This is a genomic window from Nocardiopsis sp. RV163 (assembly GCF_001029525.1).
Lineage (GTDB): Bacteria > Actinomycetota > Actinomycetes > Streptosporangiales > Streptosporangiaceae > Nocardiopsis > Nocardiopsis dassonvillei.
Genome location: NZ_LEKI01000036.1, coordinates 26,143 through 40,194, shown reverse-complemented (window position 1 = coordinate 40,194; position 14,052 = coordinate 26,143). Strand labels below are relative to the sequence as shown.

Genomic DNA, 14,052 nt, shown 5'->3' with positions numbered 1-14,052 from the left:
CACCCGAGCCCGGTCCGTCGCCGTCGAGGCGGCGCCGGGCAGGGTGAAGGCCATGATCACCGCGAGGACGGCCGCCACGACGGCGACGGACCGGGCTCGGGTGTCGGCGGGGAGATGCCGGGGCACGCTATCACCGGTTCGCTGATACGCGGATGGGCTGGAATGCCGCCATTATCCAGTGAAATGTCGCGAATACGAACATCTCGATACCGAATCGGTACCCGGTTCCCTCTTTTCGTCCGTCCCGGCGGGCGAATCCTCAGTTGCGGGTGTCCTCGTCGATACCGCGTGCCACCAGTGCCTCCCCCGTCGCGTCGGCCATCCGCAGGAGCTGGACGATGACCGGGACCACGAGCAGGTGGGGACGACCGGACAGGCCCCGCGCGCGGTAGGCCTCGCGCGCGGCCTGCCAGGCGGAGGCGGCCATCGGGATGGAGCGGACGGTGAGCGCCAGGACGAGGGCGACGCGGTCGGGGTTGGCGCCGACGTGCCTGAGCGGGCCAGCCATACGCTCGAAGAGGTCGAGCATCGCACGCACGCGGGTGGTGAGCGTGACGAGGTTGGCGAACAGGACGAGCGCGGCTAGCTGCGCGCACAGGCGCAGGGCCGTCTGCCAGTCCGCGAACAGGACCTGGAACAGGCCGATGGCCAGTAGGAACGGCGACAGCGCGCGCAGCGCGGACCAGGCCCGCCCCAGCGGGAGACCGGCCAGAGGGTGCAGCGCGAGCGCGGCGGCCAGGGCTCCGACGGCGACCCGGGGGTCGGCCCAGACTACGAGGCCGACACCGGCCAGCAGCAGCGCGAGGAGCTTGGCCCCGGCCGGGATCCGGTACAGGAACCCGGTGCCGGGGACGTAGAGGCCGACCGTGCTCACCGCTCGTCCATGAGCTTGGTGTAGTGGCGCACGGCGTCGCCGGGAACGCCGTCGAAGACCACCCGCCCCGCGTCCACGACCAGCACCCGGTCGAAGCCGTCGAGCAGGTCGAGGTCGTGGGTGAAAAGGACGACCTGCTGCTCCAGGCCGTCCAGGGTCCGGTGCACCGCGCGGGTGTTGCGCAGGTCGAGCAGGGTGGTGGGCTCGTCGCAGACCAGTACCTCGGGCTCGGTGACCAGTACCGAGGCCAGGGCCAGGAGCTGCTTCTGCCCTCCCGAGAGCAGGTGGCCGGGGTGGTCGCGGTGGCCGTCGAGGCCGTAGCGGACCAGGGCCGACTCCACCCGGCGGGCGGTCTCCTCTCGGCCCAGCTTCAGGGAGCGCAGGCCGATCTCCACGTCCTCGGCCACGGTGGGCATGATGATCTGGTTGGCGGCGTCGGAGAAGACGAAGCCGACCCGGCGCCGGATCTGCTTGGCGTGGCGCCGGGTGTCCCACTCCCCCAGCGTCACACGGCCCTCGTCGGGGACGACGAGGCCGTTGAGGGTGCGGGCGAGCGTGGACTTGCCCGATCCGTTCGCCCCGATCACGCCGATGCGGTGTTCGGCGAGGTCGAGGGTGACGTCGCGCAGCACGGCGCGGTCGTCGTAGGAGTGGGAGACGCCCTCCAGGCGCAGCATCAGGATTCCCCGCGGCCGGTGGCGGTCTCCAGGACGGGGCGGCCCGCGGGCGGGACCGGGTAGGCGCGGTGGACGGCGCTGGCGATGAGCGCGGTGACCACGGCCTTGAGCAGATCGCCCGGCAGGAAGGCCACCATGGAGTAGGCGGCGGCCAGGACCCCGTCGCCCATGACGACGGCCATCCAGGGGACCCCGATGGCGTAGATGACGAGGATTCCGCCGACGACGTTGATCCCCAGTCCCGCCCAGAACCGGTAGCGCCCCCGGGTGCCTCGGACCATGAGGTCGGTGAGCAGGCCGATGACCAGCGCGGCGAAGACCCAGCTGACGATGAACCCGGCCGAGGGCCGGGCCAGGACCCCGACGCCGCCCATGCCGCCCGCGAAGAGCGGGAGCCCGGCCAGGCCGAGCACGATGAAGGCCGCCACGGCGAGGGGGCCGCGCTTCCAGCCCAGGAGGCTCGGGGCGAGCATGATGCCCAGGGTCTGGAGGGTGATGGGCACCGGCGAGAACGGCAGCGGGATGGCGACCGTGACGCTGAGGGCGGCGATGAGCCCGGCGAACGCGGCGATGAGCGCGAGGTCGCGGGCGGTCAGGCCCCTGTGACGGATGTCGGTCCTGGTCGTGGGCATGGGCGTTTCCCTCGGGAGGTCGTGGAGGCGGATCTTTGCCCATTGTCCGTTATGGCGGTGACCAGGACGAAGGCCGGGGCGCACAGTTCTGCGGGCCCCGGCCTTGTAGAAGGTCGCCTGAGACGCGCGTCACAGGGAGGGGCTGCCCCCTCCCCGCGGACCCGCGGGGCCTCCCCGGAGGGGACGAGCCCGGGCGGCCGGTGCTCCTACCGGTAGCCCGGCTTCGGGTCGGGACCGGGCTCAGGGTCGGGCGTCGGGTCCGGGTCAGGCGTCGGGTCCGGGTCAGGCGTCGGGTCCGGGTCGGGCGTCGGGTCCGGGTCGGGCGTGGGATCGGGGTCCGGGGCCGGACCGGCGTCACAAGTGGTCAGCTCGGCGTCGAACGGGTGGTAGTGCAGTTCGAAGGGCCGGACGACGCGCGTGTCGCGCTGGCTCTCGCGCGGGCCGCCCAAGTCCTGGGTGAACTCTCGGGCGACCACCGTTCCCTCGATGTTGGCCGAGGAGTAGTGGTTGACCGCGGCGTTCGGGGCGTAGACGGTGCCCTCGACACTGTCGGTGCCCACCGGGATGGTGACCGTCCGGGCGTCGGAGAAGTTCCACAGGGTGTACGGGGCCGTGGAGCCGCTCAGCCCGGCGCCGGTGGGGCCCTCCCACGTGAAGTCGCCGCCGACGCCCGATGTGTCGACGTTGATGATGAGCGGCGTGTCCTCTGTCGGCTGATCGTTGAAGGTCAACTGGGAGAGCGAGTTCAGCTCCTCGGCGGTGAGGTTGAGGACGTTCTGCTCACCGGGTGTGAGGCTGACGTGCAGGTCCGCCCCGAGCGGGATGTCGTCCGGGTCGATCGGATCACCGTTGGGCGTGGTCAGCGTGGCCGTGGTGGAGCAGAGCGCGAACCCGGACGAATAGGAGCGGAAGGCGGAGAAGGCCTCCTCGAAGTCGATCAGGTCCGGTGCGGGCCCCACGGAGTCGGCGGGCTGCCTGGTGTTCAGCTGGACCCGCGGGTAGCCCTCGTAGCCGGCGCCCTGGGGGACGATCCGGGTGTTGACCGAGGCGTTGTTGTTGTCGGTGGTGTAGACGTCGGCGTCGTCCAAGTCGCCGATCTTGACGTAACCGCCGGTGAGGACGTCGAGCACGCCCTGCGGGTCGCTCTCCTCGAAGTCCACTTCGCCCTGGACCAGGAGGGCCACGGGGTTGTCCTCACCGCCGTCGGTGAAGTCGCCGTCGTTGTGGATGCGCACCCGGTAGTCGCGGCCGAAGGACAGGTCGCCGCCGACCGCGATCGGGCCCTCGGACTCGGTCCCGGCCAGGTAGGTGTCGCCCTCGGAGATGGCGTTGAAGCCGAGCGCGGGGGCGACGGGGTTGACCGTGACCGCCGCGGCGGCGGGGACCGGGGCCCACCAGCCGCGGAACCCCGGGGCGGTCGACATGGTGCCCGCGGCCAAGGCCAGGGTGGCGGCCGTGACCAGGAAGGTCCGGCCCGCTCCCCTGGCGGCCGAGCGGTGCGTGCGCTTTTCGTGACCAATCATGTACACATTGTGACCATGACATGGCCCGGAAATGGGAAGGCACGACGGGACGATGGGGGAAAACGTCAGCGTTTCCCCATCGGCGGGTACTGGGCCGGTCCGTTCCGAGAGCCGTCTCCACGTAGAACCGCAGCCGCTCAGCCCGGCACGAGCGCGGCTGGGCGCGCGACAAGCTCGCCGACAAGGACGTGCTGCTCTCCCACCAGCCGCCGCGCTCGCCCGCCGAGTCGGCGAAGACGCAGACCCCGCTCCGGCCCGCTCACACGGGTGCGCCGCCGAACCCGATCTCGTTGCCGTCCGGGTCCCGGTACAGGGCCTTGCGCACGCCGTTGGGGTAGGTCTCCCGTTTCACGGGGTCGATCCCGCGGGCGGCGATCCGTGCGGTGCGCTCGTCGAAGTCGTCGACGAAGACCGTGAGCATGGCGTGACCGGCCCGCTCGGGCACGTGCTCGACGGCCACGGAGCGGTGTTCGGCGAGTTCCCACACGGCCTCGGTGTCGCTGGCGACGAACGTCGGCGGGCGCCCCAGCAGACGCTCGTACCACTCCAGCGCGGCCGCGTGGTCGGCGACGGGGATTCCCGCGAACAGGTCGAGTGCCATGAGGGGATCCTAGGTGCGGCACGGCGGCCGCGCCATCGGGGCGGGCCGACGGGCTGCGGTCCGTTCGCCCGTGCGCGGGCAGGGGGCCCCGCCTGACAGGCTGCGGCGCGGCGGCCGGGGGACCGCCGCGCCACAGGCGCGGGCTCGGGGTGTCACCGGCTCACACGGGGCCGTCGGCGTTCCGGGAGCCGCCGGCCGTGTCGGCGAGCCGGAGGCCGGTCAGCCCACGTAGATGTTGGAGCTGCCGCTGCTCTGGTAGCCCTCCGTCGCCATGATCATGTAGTAGTTGAAGCCGCCCAGGCCCATTCCGGCCCTGTTCCAGGCGTCGAAGTGGTTGCCGGTGGTGATGGTCCCGCCCACCCTCCTGGACTGGCGGACGCTCCAGTACTGCGGGAAGGTCCGGGTGCCCTCCACCGAGGGGGCGTTGTAGCGCATGGTGCGGTAGATGTCGTAGTTGCCGCCGTCGCTGTAGACCGTGCCCCGGTGCTCTCCCGTGGGCCGGTAGTTGCCCCAGCTTTCGACGATGTAGTACTCCACGAGCGGGTTCGACGTCCACCCGTACAGGCACAGGTATCCGTTGCCGGAGGGGTTGAAGCCGCCGGAGTAGTTCACGTTGCGGCGGCTGCCGTTGCTCCAGCCCTTGCCGCAGACGAAGTTGCCGGTGTTGCGCCACTGGGTGCTGTAGTTGCCGCCGTTGCCCAGGGTCATGGAGACCGAGCCGCCGCCGTCGGTCCAGAACGAGTAGTAGTAGCCGCTGTGGGTGCCGGTCTGGTTCTGGGTGATGGTCTGGGCGTGGGCGATGCCGGGCATCGCCATGAGCGCGGGCGCGGACAGCGCCAGCGCGCCGACACCGCCGAGGATTCCTCTGCGGCTGATCTGGGGGAGTCGGGGGGTGGGGGTGTCTTCCGTTGACATGTTTCCTCCTTGCGAAGGCTGGCAGGGGGGTCAGCCAGCGCGATGCGAGCCGGAGTGGTCGCCGGTGGCCGGGGAGCGGCCACCGCACTTCGACGTCGTATAACGCGGCGGGTTTGGCTGGTTGCCGTGTGTGAGAGTATTCGTCCGGCCCTGCCGGGCTGTCAATGGTTTCCGGAAAGTTTCGGTTAGGTTAATCTCCACCGAAGAAGCGAATTCCCTGACCAGAGGGTATTTTCGGCCAGGGAATTCGAGAATGACACGCAGTACCGCGATTCCGGGTGCAGAACCCAGGCCCCCGAACCGAAAGTTTTCGGATAGTTTCGAACCCTGTCGCGCGCCTCTTCCTCTCCCGCGACCGGCCCCGAGCCCGTCTCCGGCCCGGGCGCGGAAGCGGCGCCCCGCGCTCCTGACACGGGGCGCCGCCCGGTCAGCCCCGGGCCTCCCCGGCCCGTCGGCGGATGCGGGTGATGGGCACCGGCAGCACGCACACGGGGACGGGCAGGCGCAGCCGGTGACCGGTGTCGGCGGGGACGCCCGTGCCGGGGTCGAGGAGCAGCGAGGCCAGCGAGTGGCCGTTCTGGGCGGCCACGACCAGGTGGTCGGGCTCCTCCCGGTGGCCGCGCACGACGGTGAAGTTGCGCGGCCACGGCCCTCCGGCCGGGGTGTTGGCGACGTGCTCCAGGCGGGCGCCGCCGTCGCGGACGGCGAAGGCGGCGATCGTGTCCGCCCCTCGGTTGGACACGTACACGTGGTCGCCGTTGGTGAGGATCTCGGCGGGGAAGTTCCGGCCCGCGGCCTCCTCGCCGGTGGCCTCGACGGAGCCCAGGTGCTCGGCGGTGCCGGTGGCCGAATCCCAGCGCAGGACGTGCACGCGCGAGTCCAGCTCACCGGCGACGTAGAGGTACTCCCCCGCCACGGCCGTGTGCCGGGGCCCGGTGCCCGGGGGCAGGGCGACGGCGCCGACCTGCTCGCCGCCGCGCAGGACGCGCAGTTCGTCGGTGCCGAGGTCGGCCACCAGCAGGTGGCGGTCGTCGGGAGCGGCGGCGCTGTGCGCGTGCGGACCCTCCTGGCGGTCGGTGACCGGGCCGCTTCCGGAGTGCGCGAGTTCCGCGACCGTCTCGCCGGGGGAGCCGTCCCCGGCCAGGGCGTAAAGCGTGGCCACTCCGTTGGCGTAGTTGGTCACCGCCAGTTCGGAGCCGCGCGCGAGCACGTGGCAGGGCGACCCGCCGCCGGTCGGGGCCTGGCCCAGTTCGGTGAGCCCTGCCCGGCCGTCGATCCGGAAGGCGGTGACGGTGCCCTTCTCGCGTTCGTTGACCGCGTACACCGTGGGCGGGTCCTCGCGGAAGGCGAGGAAGGAGGGGCCCGGGGTACGGGCGGCGGCGCCGCCGTGGGTCATCTCGCCGGTCATGGGGTCGAACCAGACGCGGTAGATGCCCTCGCCCTCTCCGGGAGGGTCGGAGTCGGGGGTGTAGGTGCCCACCAGCAGGAGCCGCTTGCCGTCCATCGAGCTGTCCGCCGATTCGCCCACCGGGGGCCTCGCTTCCCTCGCGCCTGTGATGTCCACCGACAGTGGTCTACACCACTGAAGTACAGAGCGCATGCTACAGGCCTTGATCCCCGACTGGCAGAGCTGCCCCGGCGGGCCTGGCACCTCGAAGGGCCTCCTTGTGAAGCGGGAGGACTGCCCGGCGCAGACAGGAACTTCGGCTCCGCGGTACATCACATCCCCACGGATTCCCCCGTACAAGTGCCGTACAATTGAGTACACTCTCGCCCGTGCTTCCGACACGGCCGGTCGAGGGGCCGCCCAGCACGAAGGAACACGCCCCATGAGTACCGCCACAGAACGCATCGAAGTCCGCCTTACGCCCGAGGACAAGGAGCTGCTCCTCGAAGCGGCCCGTATCAGCCACGAGTCCACTTCCAAGTTCGTCGTCCGGGCAGCCCGGGAGGCGGCCGAGGAGATCGTGGAACGCGAGCAGACCACGACGGTCCCCGCAGCGTTCTTCGACGCCATGGTCGAGTCCCTGGAGGAACCCGCGCAGCCGATCGAGGCACTGGCCTCCGCGGCGCGCAAGCACCGCTCCGTAGTGAATAGGTAACCGGAACGTGTTCGTCTGCCAGCCCCTCCAGCGGGCGCACCGGACCGACTCCTTCTCCTGCGGGAAGGAGGAACTGGACTCCTGGCTGCGCAGAAGCGCGCTGCACGCCCGGGCCAGCAACACCGCCGCCACCTTCGTCTGGTGCGAGGAGGGCAGCACGGAGGTGGCGGCCTACTACTCCTTCACCTCCATGAGCCTGGAGAGGGAGGAGCTGCCCAAGGCCCTGGCGCGGGGCAGCATGCACAGGATTCCCGCGGTGCTGCTGGCGCGACTGGCGCTGCACACCCGCTACCAGGGACAGGGGCTCGGCCCGGTTCTGCTGGTGGACGCCTTCGAACGGGCCCTGACGGGCAACCAGGTCTTCGCGGTCCGGTTCCTCGTGGTCGGTGCCTCGGACGAGGGCGCGTACACCTTCTACGAGAAACACGGATTCCGCGGAATCCCCGGGAGCATGCGCCTGTACCGCAAGATGAGCGACATCGCCAAGACGCTCGAATGACGACGAGCCCTGCCCGGTCGACCGGGCAGGGCTCCTTCGCAGTAGGTCGGGGGGAGCGCCCCGGCGGCCCCGACCCCCTGCCTGTGCTCTGCCTTAGGAGCGAACTTGGCAACGACCGGAGGGTTGGCCGGGGGCGGAAGGTCAGCGCCCGGCGTTGGCGACAGTGGCCAGGATGTACTCGGGGCGTTCGAGGTCCTGCCAGGTGAAGCGAGCGATCCTGACGCCCGGGTGCCACCGCTGGAGAGCGTTCTGCCTTTCCCTGTCCCGGGCGAGGATCTGCGGGAGGCCGTGCGGCCCCAGGCCGTCCGCTTCTCCGATGAGTCCGGGTCCCTCCCACCAGAAGTCCACCACCGCGATCGTCCTGCCCCAGCCGTCCGTGAAGCGGCGTTGGAGTTCGTCGGGGGGCAGGCCCCCGTCGACACAGACCAGGCGGACCCGTGTCTCCAGCGCGCTCTGGGCACGGGCATCGGCCAGCGCCCACCAGCGACGGACGTTCACACACCCCCTGCGCCCCTGGTTGGCCCTTTCCAGCTCCCCGAACTCCTCGCGCCTGACGAGTCCCCGGTTCAGGGCCGAGTCCATCAGGCACACCGCGGTGTCCCGGCCCACCCGCAGGAGGGTGTCTCGCAGTGTGCGTCCCGGCCGGGTGGTCCTGATGCCGCGGCCGGTCTCGGTGACCTCCTCCGGCAGGACGTCCCAACTGTGCAGGGTGACGCCGGTGACGTGGCGCTGCGCCCCGAGCGCGGGGATGACCATGTGGATCTCGTGGCCGTCCCACGGCGGCAGCCCCTGCATGTCCCACAGCCGCGTGGCGGTCTCCCCTCCCGCGAAGGAGCGCGGCCCGAGGGCCAGCTGCGCGGCCATGACCTTGCTGCGGAGCCTGTCGGGGCTCGCGGACGGCGGCAGAAGGGAACGTACGGAGTACACCTGCCGGTACGGCCTCTCCCACTGACCGCTGCGCAGCAGGCAGCGGATGTCGCCCTGGCGCAGCCCGTGGGCGCGGGCCTGGTGCCAGCTGAGAACACCGTACTGGCGCATCGCGGTCGCGTTGGCCGCGGCGAGGGGGACATCGGAGAGCAGTGCGTGGGGCGCCATAGACCCACTGTCCACTCCTGGAGTTGCGGCCACCAGGAGTAGACGACTCCTGTGGATAACGTGCCCCTCCCCGGATGATCTTGTACTTATAGCGAGGTTCGGCGCTCCAAACTCGCTATAAGTACAAGATCACCGCAGTTCAGGGCCCTTGCGGCACACCAGCCACGTTTCCGGTCAGCCCGGAATCGGCACCTGCTGGCGGGCACCCTGAGTACGGGGGCGACGCGGCCGCGACCCCTACCCGCGCTCGGCGGCCTTGACGGCCTCGACCGCCTTGAGGATGCGCTTGTCCGAGACCGGGTAGGCCGTGCGCAGCTCCTGCGCGAACAGGCTCACCCGGTACTCCTCCAGCATCCAGCGCAGCTCCGCCACGTCCGGGTCGGCCGCCCGGCCGGGCGGCAGGCTCCCGCGCAGCTTGGCGACGGCCTGGCGCATCTGCTCGACCTTGGACATGTTCACCTGGTCGCGGCGCGGGTTCTCCGGCAGCTTGTCCAGCCGGTACTCCACCCCGCGCAGGTAGCGGTGCAGGTCGTCCAGGCGGGCCAGGCCGGTGCGGGTCACGAAACCCTCGCCCACCAGGTCGCCGAGCTGTCCCTGCACGTCGTTGAGCGAGGGCAGCACGGCCAGGGAGGTGGTCCCCTTGACCTTCTTGGACACCTTGCGCCACAGCACCAGGACCCGCGCCGACCTGTCCAGGATCTCGGCCAGGGTGTCGCCGAGGTCGGCGCGCACCCGGTCGGCGAGCTCGGCGAAGTCCTCGCCGTTCCACACCGGCCCGCCCCCGCGGGCGAGCAGGTGGTCGACGGCCGCCGCCTCGGCGTCGTCGAGCATCCTGCGGATCGAACCGTGCGGGTTGTCGGCCAGGGCCAGCTTGTCGGGGTTGTTGAGCCCCTTGCTCACCACGTTCGCCACGGACGGCACTGTGAGCAGCAGCAGCCGGCGGGTGCCGGCCCACATCGCGGCGCGCTGCTCGGGGCGGGTGTCGAAGATGCGGATCGCGACGCTGTCGCCCTCGTCCACCAGCGCCGGGTAGCCCTTGACCTTGGGCCCCAGCGCCTTGCGCTCCAGGGTCTGCTCCAGCGGGCCGAAGTCCCAGGAGGTCAGGCCCTTCTTCTCCACGCCCTTGGCCTCGGCCGAGATCGCCTCGCGCAGGCGCGGTTTGAGCTTGGCGCGCAGCTTCTCCAGGTCCTTGGACTCGGCCAGGGTCCGGCCCCGGTCGTCCACGGCCCGGAAGGTGATGCGCAGGTGGTCGGGTACCCGGTCCAGCTGGAAGTCGCCGGGGGCGATCCGCTCGCCCGCCATCCGGGTGAGCTCGGCGGCCAGCGCCTCGGTGAGCGGCCCCTCGTAGGGGGCCAGTCCGGCCAGGGCGCGGGCGGCGTTGTCCGGGACGGGGACGAAGTTGCGGCGCAGCGGCTTGGGCAGCGACCGGATGAGCGCGGTCACCAGTTCGTCGCGCAGACCCGGGATCTGCCAGTCGAACCCGGTGTCCTCCACCTGGTTGAGGAACTTGACCGGGACGCGCGCGGTGACGCCGTCGGAGTCGCTGCCCGGTTCGAACTGGTAGCTGAGCGGGAAGGTGAACTCGCCCTGGCGCCACACGTCCGGGTAGTCGTCCTCGCTGATCGCCCCCGCGCCCTCGTTGATGAGCTCGTCTCGGGTGAAGTCCAGCAACTGGGGCTCGGTGCGGCGGGCCTTCTTCCACCAGGAGTCGAAGTGCGCGGCCGAGACCACCGAGTCCGGCAGGCGGGCGTCGTAGAACTGGAACAGCGTCTCGTCGTCCACTACGATGTCGCGGCGCCGGGCGCGGTGTTCGAGGTCCTCCACCTCGTCCAGGAGCTTGCGGTTGTCGTGGAAGAAGTGGTGGCGGGTCTCCCAGTCGCCCTCGACCAGGGCGCGGCGGATGAACAGCTCCCGGGACAGCTCGGGGTCGATCCGCCCGTAGGAGACCTTGCGCTGCACGACGATGGGCACGCCGTAGAGGGTGACGCGTTCGAAGGCCATGACGGCGCCGCGCTTGCGCTCCCAGTGCGGCTCGCTGTAGCTGCGCTTGACGATGTCCCCGGCCAGCTCCTCGGCCCACTCGGGTTCGATCCGGGCCACCATGCGGCCCCAGAGCTTGGAGGTCTCCACCAGTTCGGCGACCATCACGTAGCGGGGCTGCTTCTTGAACAGCGCCGAACCGGGGAAGAGGGCGAAGCGGGCGCCCCGTCCCCCCAGGTACTCGTGCTTCTCGGGGTCCTTGAGGCCCACGTGCGACAGGAGTCCGGCCAGCAGGGACATGTGCACGCCGCGGGGGTCGGCGGCCTCCTCGCGCGGCTGCGGCACCTCCACACCCATGGAGCGCAGGACCTGCCTGAGCTGGCCGTGGATGTCCTGCCACTCGCGTACGCGCAGGTAGTTGAGGTACTCCTCGCGGCACAGCCTGCGGAACTGGTTGCCCGACAGCTCCCGCTGCTTCTCGCGCAGGTGGTTCCACAGGTTGAGGTAGGCCAGGAAGTCCGACTCCTTGTCGGTGAACCTGGCGTGCGCCTGCTGGGCCTGCTGCTGCTTGTCCGTGGGCCGCTCGCGCGGGTCCTGGATGGACAGGGCCGCGGTGATGACCAGGACCTCGCCCAGGACGTCGCGCTCCTCGGCCTCCAGGACCATCCGGCCCAGGCGGGGGTCGATGGGCAACTGGGCCAGGCGGCGGCCCGTCGGGGTGAGCCTGCGCCTGCCCCCGGACTCGTCGGGGTGCAGTGCGCCCAGCTCGTTGAGGAGGTTGACGCCGTCCTTGATCTGGCGGTGGTCGGGGCCGTCCACGAACGGGAAGGCAGCGACGTCGCCCAGCCCCAGGGCGGCCATCTGGAGGATGACCGAGGCCAGGTTGGTGCGCAGGATCTCGGGGTCGGTGTACTCGGGGCGGGAGAGGAAGTCCTCCTCCGAGTACAGCCGGATGCAGATCCCCTCCGAGACTCGGCCGCAGCGGCCCTTGCGCTGGTTGGCGGAGGCCTGGGAGACCGCCTCGATGGGCAGGCGCTGCACCTTGGTGCGGTGGGAGTACCGGGAGATGCGCGCGGTGCCGGGGTCGATGACGTACTTGATGCCGGGGACGGTCAGCGAGGTCTCGGCGACGTTGGTGGCCAGGACGATGCGCCGTCCGCTGTGCGAGGACCACACGCGTCTCTGCTCGTTCGTGGACAGGCGCGCGTAGAGCGGCAGGACCTCGGTGCCCGGGAGCTTCTTCTTCTCCAGGGCCTCGGCGGTGTCGCGGATCTCGCGCTCGCCGCTGAGGAAGACCAGTACGTCGCCGGGGGCCTCGCGGCCGAGCTCGTCCACGGCGTCCAGGATGGCCTGGGTCTGGTCGCGGTCGGTGCCGCCGCCGGGATTCCTCTCCTCCGGGTCGAGGATCTCCTCGGAGACGGGCCGGTAGCGGACCTCGACCGGGTAGGTGCGCCCGGAGACCTCGACGATGGGGGCGTCGTCGAAGTGGCGGGAGAAGCGCTCGGGGTCGATGGTGGCCGAGGTGATGACGACCTTGAGGTCGGGGCGCCGGGGCAGCAGCTGTTTGAGGTAGCCCAGCAGGAAGTCGACGTTGAGGCTGCGCTCGTGGGCCTCGTCGATGATGAGCGTGTCGTACTGGCGCAGCATGCGGTCGTGCTGGATCTCGGCGAGCAGGATGCCGTCGGTCATCAGCTTGACCAGGGTGCTGTCGCTGGAGGAGTCGGTGAAGCGGACCTTGTAGCCGACCGTCTCGCCCAGCGGGGTGCCGATCTCCTCGGCGATGCGCTCGGCGACGGTGCGGGCGGCCAGCCGACGGGGCTGGGTGTGGCCGATGGTGCCCATGACGCCGCGCCCCAGCTCCAGGCAGATCTTGGGGAGCTGGGTGGTCTTGCCCGAGCCCGTCTCACCGGCGACGATGACGACCTGGTGGTCGCGGATGGCCTCGGCGATGTCGTCGCGCCGGGAGCTGACCGGCAGGGACTCGGGGTAGCTCAGCTCGGGCACGGACTCGCGGCGCAGGTTCACGCGCAGGAGCGCCTCGTCGACGTCCCCGGAGATCTGGGCTGCGACGGAGGCGCGGCGGCGCTCGTCGCCGATCTTGGCCAGGCCGTCGATACGCCGACGGAGCCGGTGGCGGTCCGAGGGCATGAGGTCGCGCAGCCGGGAGCGCAGCGTGTCCGCGGCGGGCGCGGGCGTGGTGGTGCTCATCAGTAGTCAAGGGTAGGAGGGACGGCAACCGGTTTTCGCCGCCGGGTCCGCGCGGTGGGCGCGCGGTCGCGGGCGGGCGAAGGGGCGCCGCGGGCACGTACCGGCCAACGCCCGGCGGGTCCGTTCTGTTCCGGGGCGCGCGTCCGGCCGCCGCGCGCTGGGCGGGCGGCCCGGTGGGGCCGCCCCGGGCGACTCCCTTTCCACGCGGAGCGGATAAACCGCCATTCCCCGTGCTTTGTCCCGCCCGGTCGCTCCGTCTAGTATCCACCGCATGGCTCATCAGACCGAAATGACCCCCGCCCTTCTGGACTACGTGCGCGGCGCCTCCCTGCGCGAGGACGGCGTCCTGTCCGAACTTCGCCGGGAAACGTCCGGACTTCCCGGAGGGGAGTCGCTTCAGGTTATGGCGGAGGAGGGACAGCTGCTGGCCCTCCTCGTCCGGCTGGTCGGCGCCCGTTCGGTACTGGAGATCGGCACTTTCACCGGCTACAGCACCCTGTGCATGGCTCGCGCCCTCCCTGCCGGGGGAAAGGTCACCACCTGTGACATCACGGACCGCTGGGCGGAAATAGGCGCCCCCCACTGGAAACGCGCCGGGGTGGAGGACCGCATCGAACTGCGGGTGGGGGACGCCGCGGAAACGCTCTCGGATTTGGCCGGGAAACAGGGACCGGGCAGTTTCGACATGGTTTTCATCGACGCCGACAAGAAGAACTACCCGGTCTACTACGAGCGCTCGTTCCCGCTGGTGCGCACCGGCGGTCTCATCGTCGTGGACAACACCCTCTTCTCCGGCCGCGTGGCCGACGGGGACGCGCGGGACCCGGACACGGAGGCGATCCGTGAGCTGAACGAGGCCCTGCACCGCGACGAGCGGGTGGACCTTTCCCTCGTCCCCATGGCCGACGGGATCACCCTGGTCCGCAAACGGTAGGGAGGGCGCCGC

The 14,052-nt window shown here is 70.9% G+C and carries 12 protein-coding genes; 3 read left to right on the top strand and 9 right to left on the bottom strand.

Annotation, left to right across the window (positions count from 1 at the left end):
- Nucleotides 1–259: 259 nt before the first annotated feature.
- The 7 genes from ABD54_RS09400 to ABD54_RS09370 all read right to left on the bottom strand — a co-directional run bounded on the left by ABD54_RS09400 (nucleotide 260) and on the right by ABD54_RS09370 (nucleotide 6,726).
- A complete protein-coding gene (locus tag ABD54_RS09400; RefSeq protein WP_047869053.1) occupies nucleotides 260–874 on the bottom strand; it encodes an energy-coupling factor transporter transmembrane protein EcfT in 615 nt (204 codons plus the stop codon).
- Nucleotides 871–1,551, bottom strand: a complete 681-nt coding sequence (locus ABD54_RS09395; protein ID WP_047869052.1) for an energy-coupling factor ABC transporter ATP-binding protein — start codon at nucleotides 1,549–1,551, stop codon at nucleotides 871–873. Before ABD54_RS09395 ends, ABD54_RS09400 begins: the two co-directional genes overlap by 4 nt.
- On the bottom strand, nucleotides 1,551–2,183 hold the full coding sequence (locus ABD54_RS09390) for a biotin transporter BioY (protein ID WP_047869051.1): 633 nt from the start codon (nucleotides 2,181–2,183) through the stop codon (nucleotides 1,551–1,553). Before ABD54_RS09390 ends, ABD54_RS09395 begins: the two co-directional genes overlap by 1 nt.
- A gap of 206 nt (nucleotides 2,184–2,389) precedes the next feature.
- Entirely contained in the window at nucleotides 2,390–3,706 is a 1,317-nt protein-coding gene (locus ABD54_RS09385) for a choice-of-anchor A family protein (protein ID WP_152692026.1), read from the bottom strand.
- 259 nt (nucleotides 3,707–3,965) lie between these two features.
- On the bottom strand, nucleotides 3,966–4,307 hold the full coding sequence (locus tag ABD54_RS09380) for a VOC family protein (RefSeq protein WP_047869050.1): 342 nt from the start codon (nucleotides 4,305–4,307) through the stop codon (nucleotides 3,966–3,968).
- Nucleotides 4,308–4,526: 219 nt separating this feature from the next.
- Nucleotides 4,527–5,222, bottom strand: a complete 696-nt coding sequence (locus ABD54_RS09375; protein ID WP_047869049.1) for a glycoside hydrolase family 11 protein — start codon at nucleotides 5,220–5,222, stop codon at nucleotides 4,527–4,529.
- A gap of 427 nt (nucleotides 5,223–5,649) precedes the next feature.
- Nucleotides 5,650–6,726, bottom strand: a complete 1,077-nt coding sequence (locus tag ABD54_RS09370) for a lactonase family protein (RefSeq protein WP_047869055.1) — start codon at nucleotides 6,724–6,726, stop codon at nucleotides 5,650–5,652.
- 325 nt (nucleotides 6,727–7,051) lie between these two features.
- Here ABD54_RS09370 and ABD54_RS09365 point away from each other — a divergent pair, with 325 nt between their 5' ends.
- Nucleotides 7,052–7,324 carry a DUF1778 domain-containing protein gene (locus ABD54_RS09365; protein WP_047869048.1) on the top strand — a complete coding sequence of 91 codons (273 nt, stop codon included), beginning with the start codon at nucleotides 7,052–7,054 and terminating at the stop codon, nucleotides 7,322–7,324.
- A gap of 7 nt (nucleotides 7,325–7,331) precedes the next feature.
- Nucleotides 7,332–7,823 (top strand): GNAT family N-acetyltransferase, encoded by a 492-nt coding sequence (locus tag ABD54_RS09360; RefSeq protein WP_047869047.1) that lies wholly within the window; start codon nucleotides 7,332–7,334, stop codon nucleotides 7,821–7,823.
- A 141-nt stretch (nucleotides 7,824–7,964) separates the two neighbouring features.
- On the opposite strand, the gene ABD54_RS09355 is transcribed toward ABD54_RS09360, so the two are convergent.
- The gene (locus ABD54_RS09355) at nucleotides 7,965–8,918 is read right to left on the bottom strand and encodes a hypothetical protein (RefSeq protein WP_047869046.1); all 954 of its coding nucleotides are present in this window, start codon (nucleotides 8,916–8,918) and stop codon (nucleotides 7,965–7,967) included.
- Between the two features lie 237 nt (nucleotides 8,919–9,155).
- The gene (hrpA, locus tag ABD54_RS09350; protein WP_047869045.1) at nucleotides 9,156–13,106 is read right to left on the bottom strand and encodes an ATP-dependent RNA helicase HrpA; all 3,951 of its coding nucleotides are present in this window, start codon (nucleotides 13,104–13,106) and stop codon (nucleotides 9,156–9,158) included.
- A 271-nt stretch (nucleotides 13,107–13,377) separates the two neighbouring features.
- On the opposite strand from hrpA, the gene ABD54_RS09345 reads away from it, so the two are divergent.
- Nucleotides 13,378–14,040 carry an O-methyltransferase gene (locus ABD54_RS09345; RefSeq protein WP_047869044.1) on the top strand — a complete coding sequence of 221 codons (663 nt, stop codon included), beginning with the start codon at nucleotides 13,378–13,380 and terminating at the stop codon, nucleotides 14,038–14,040.
- The last annotated feature ends 12 nt before the right edge of the window (nucleotides 14,041–14,052 follow it).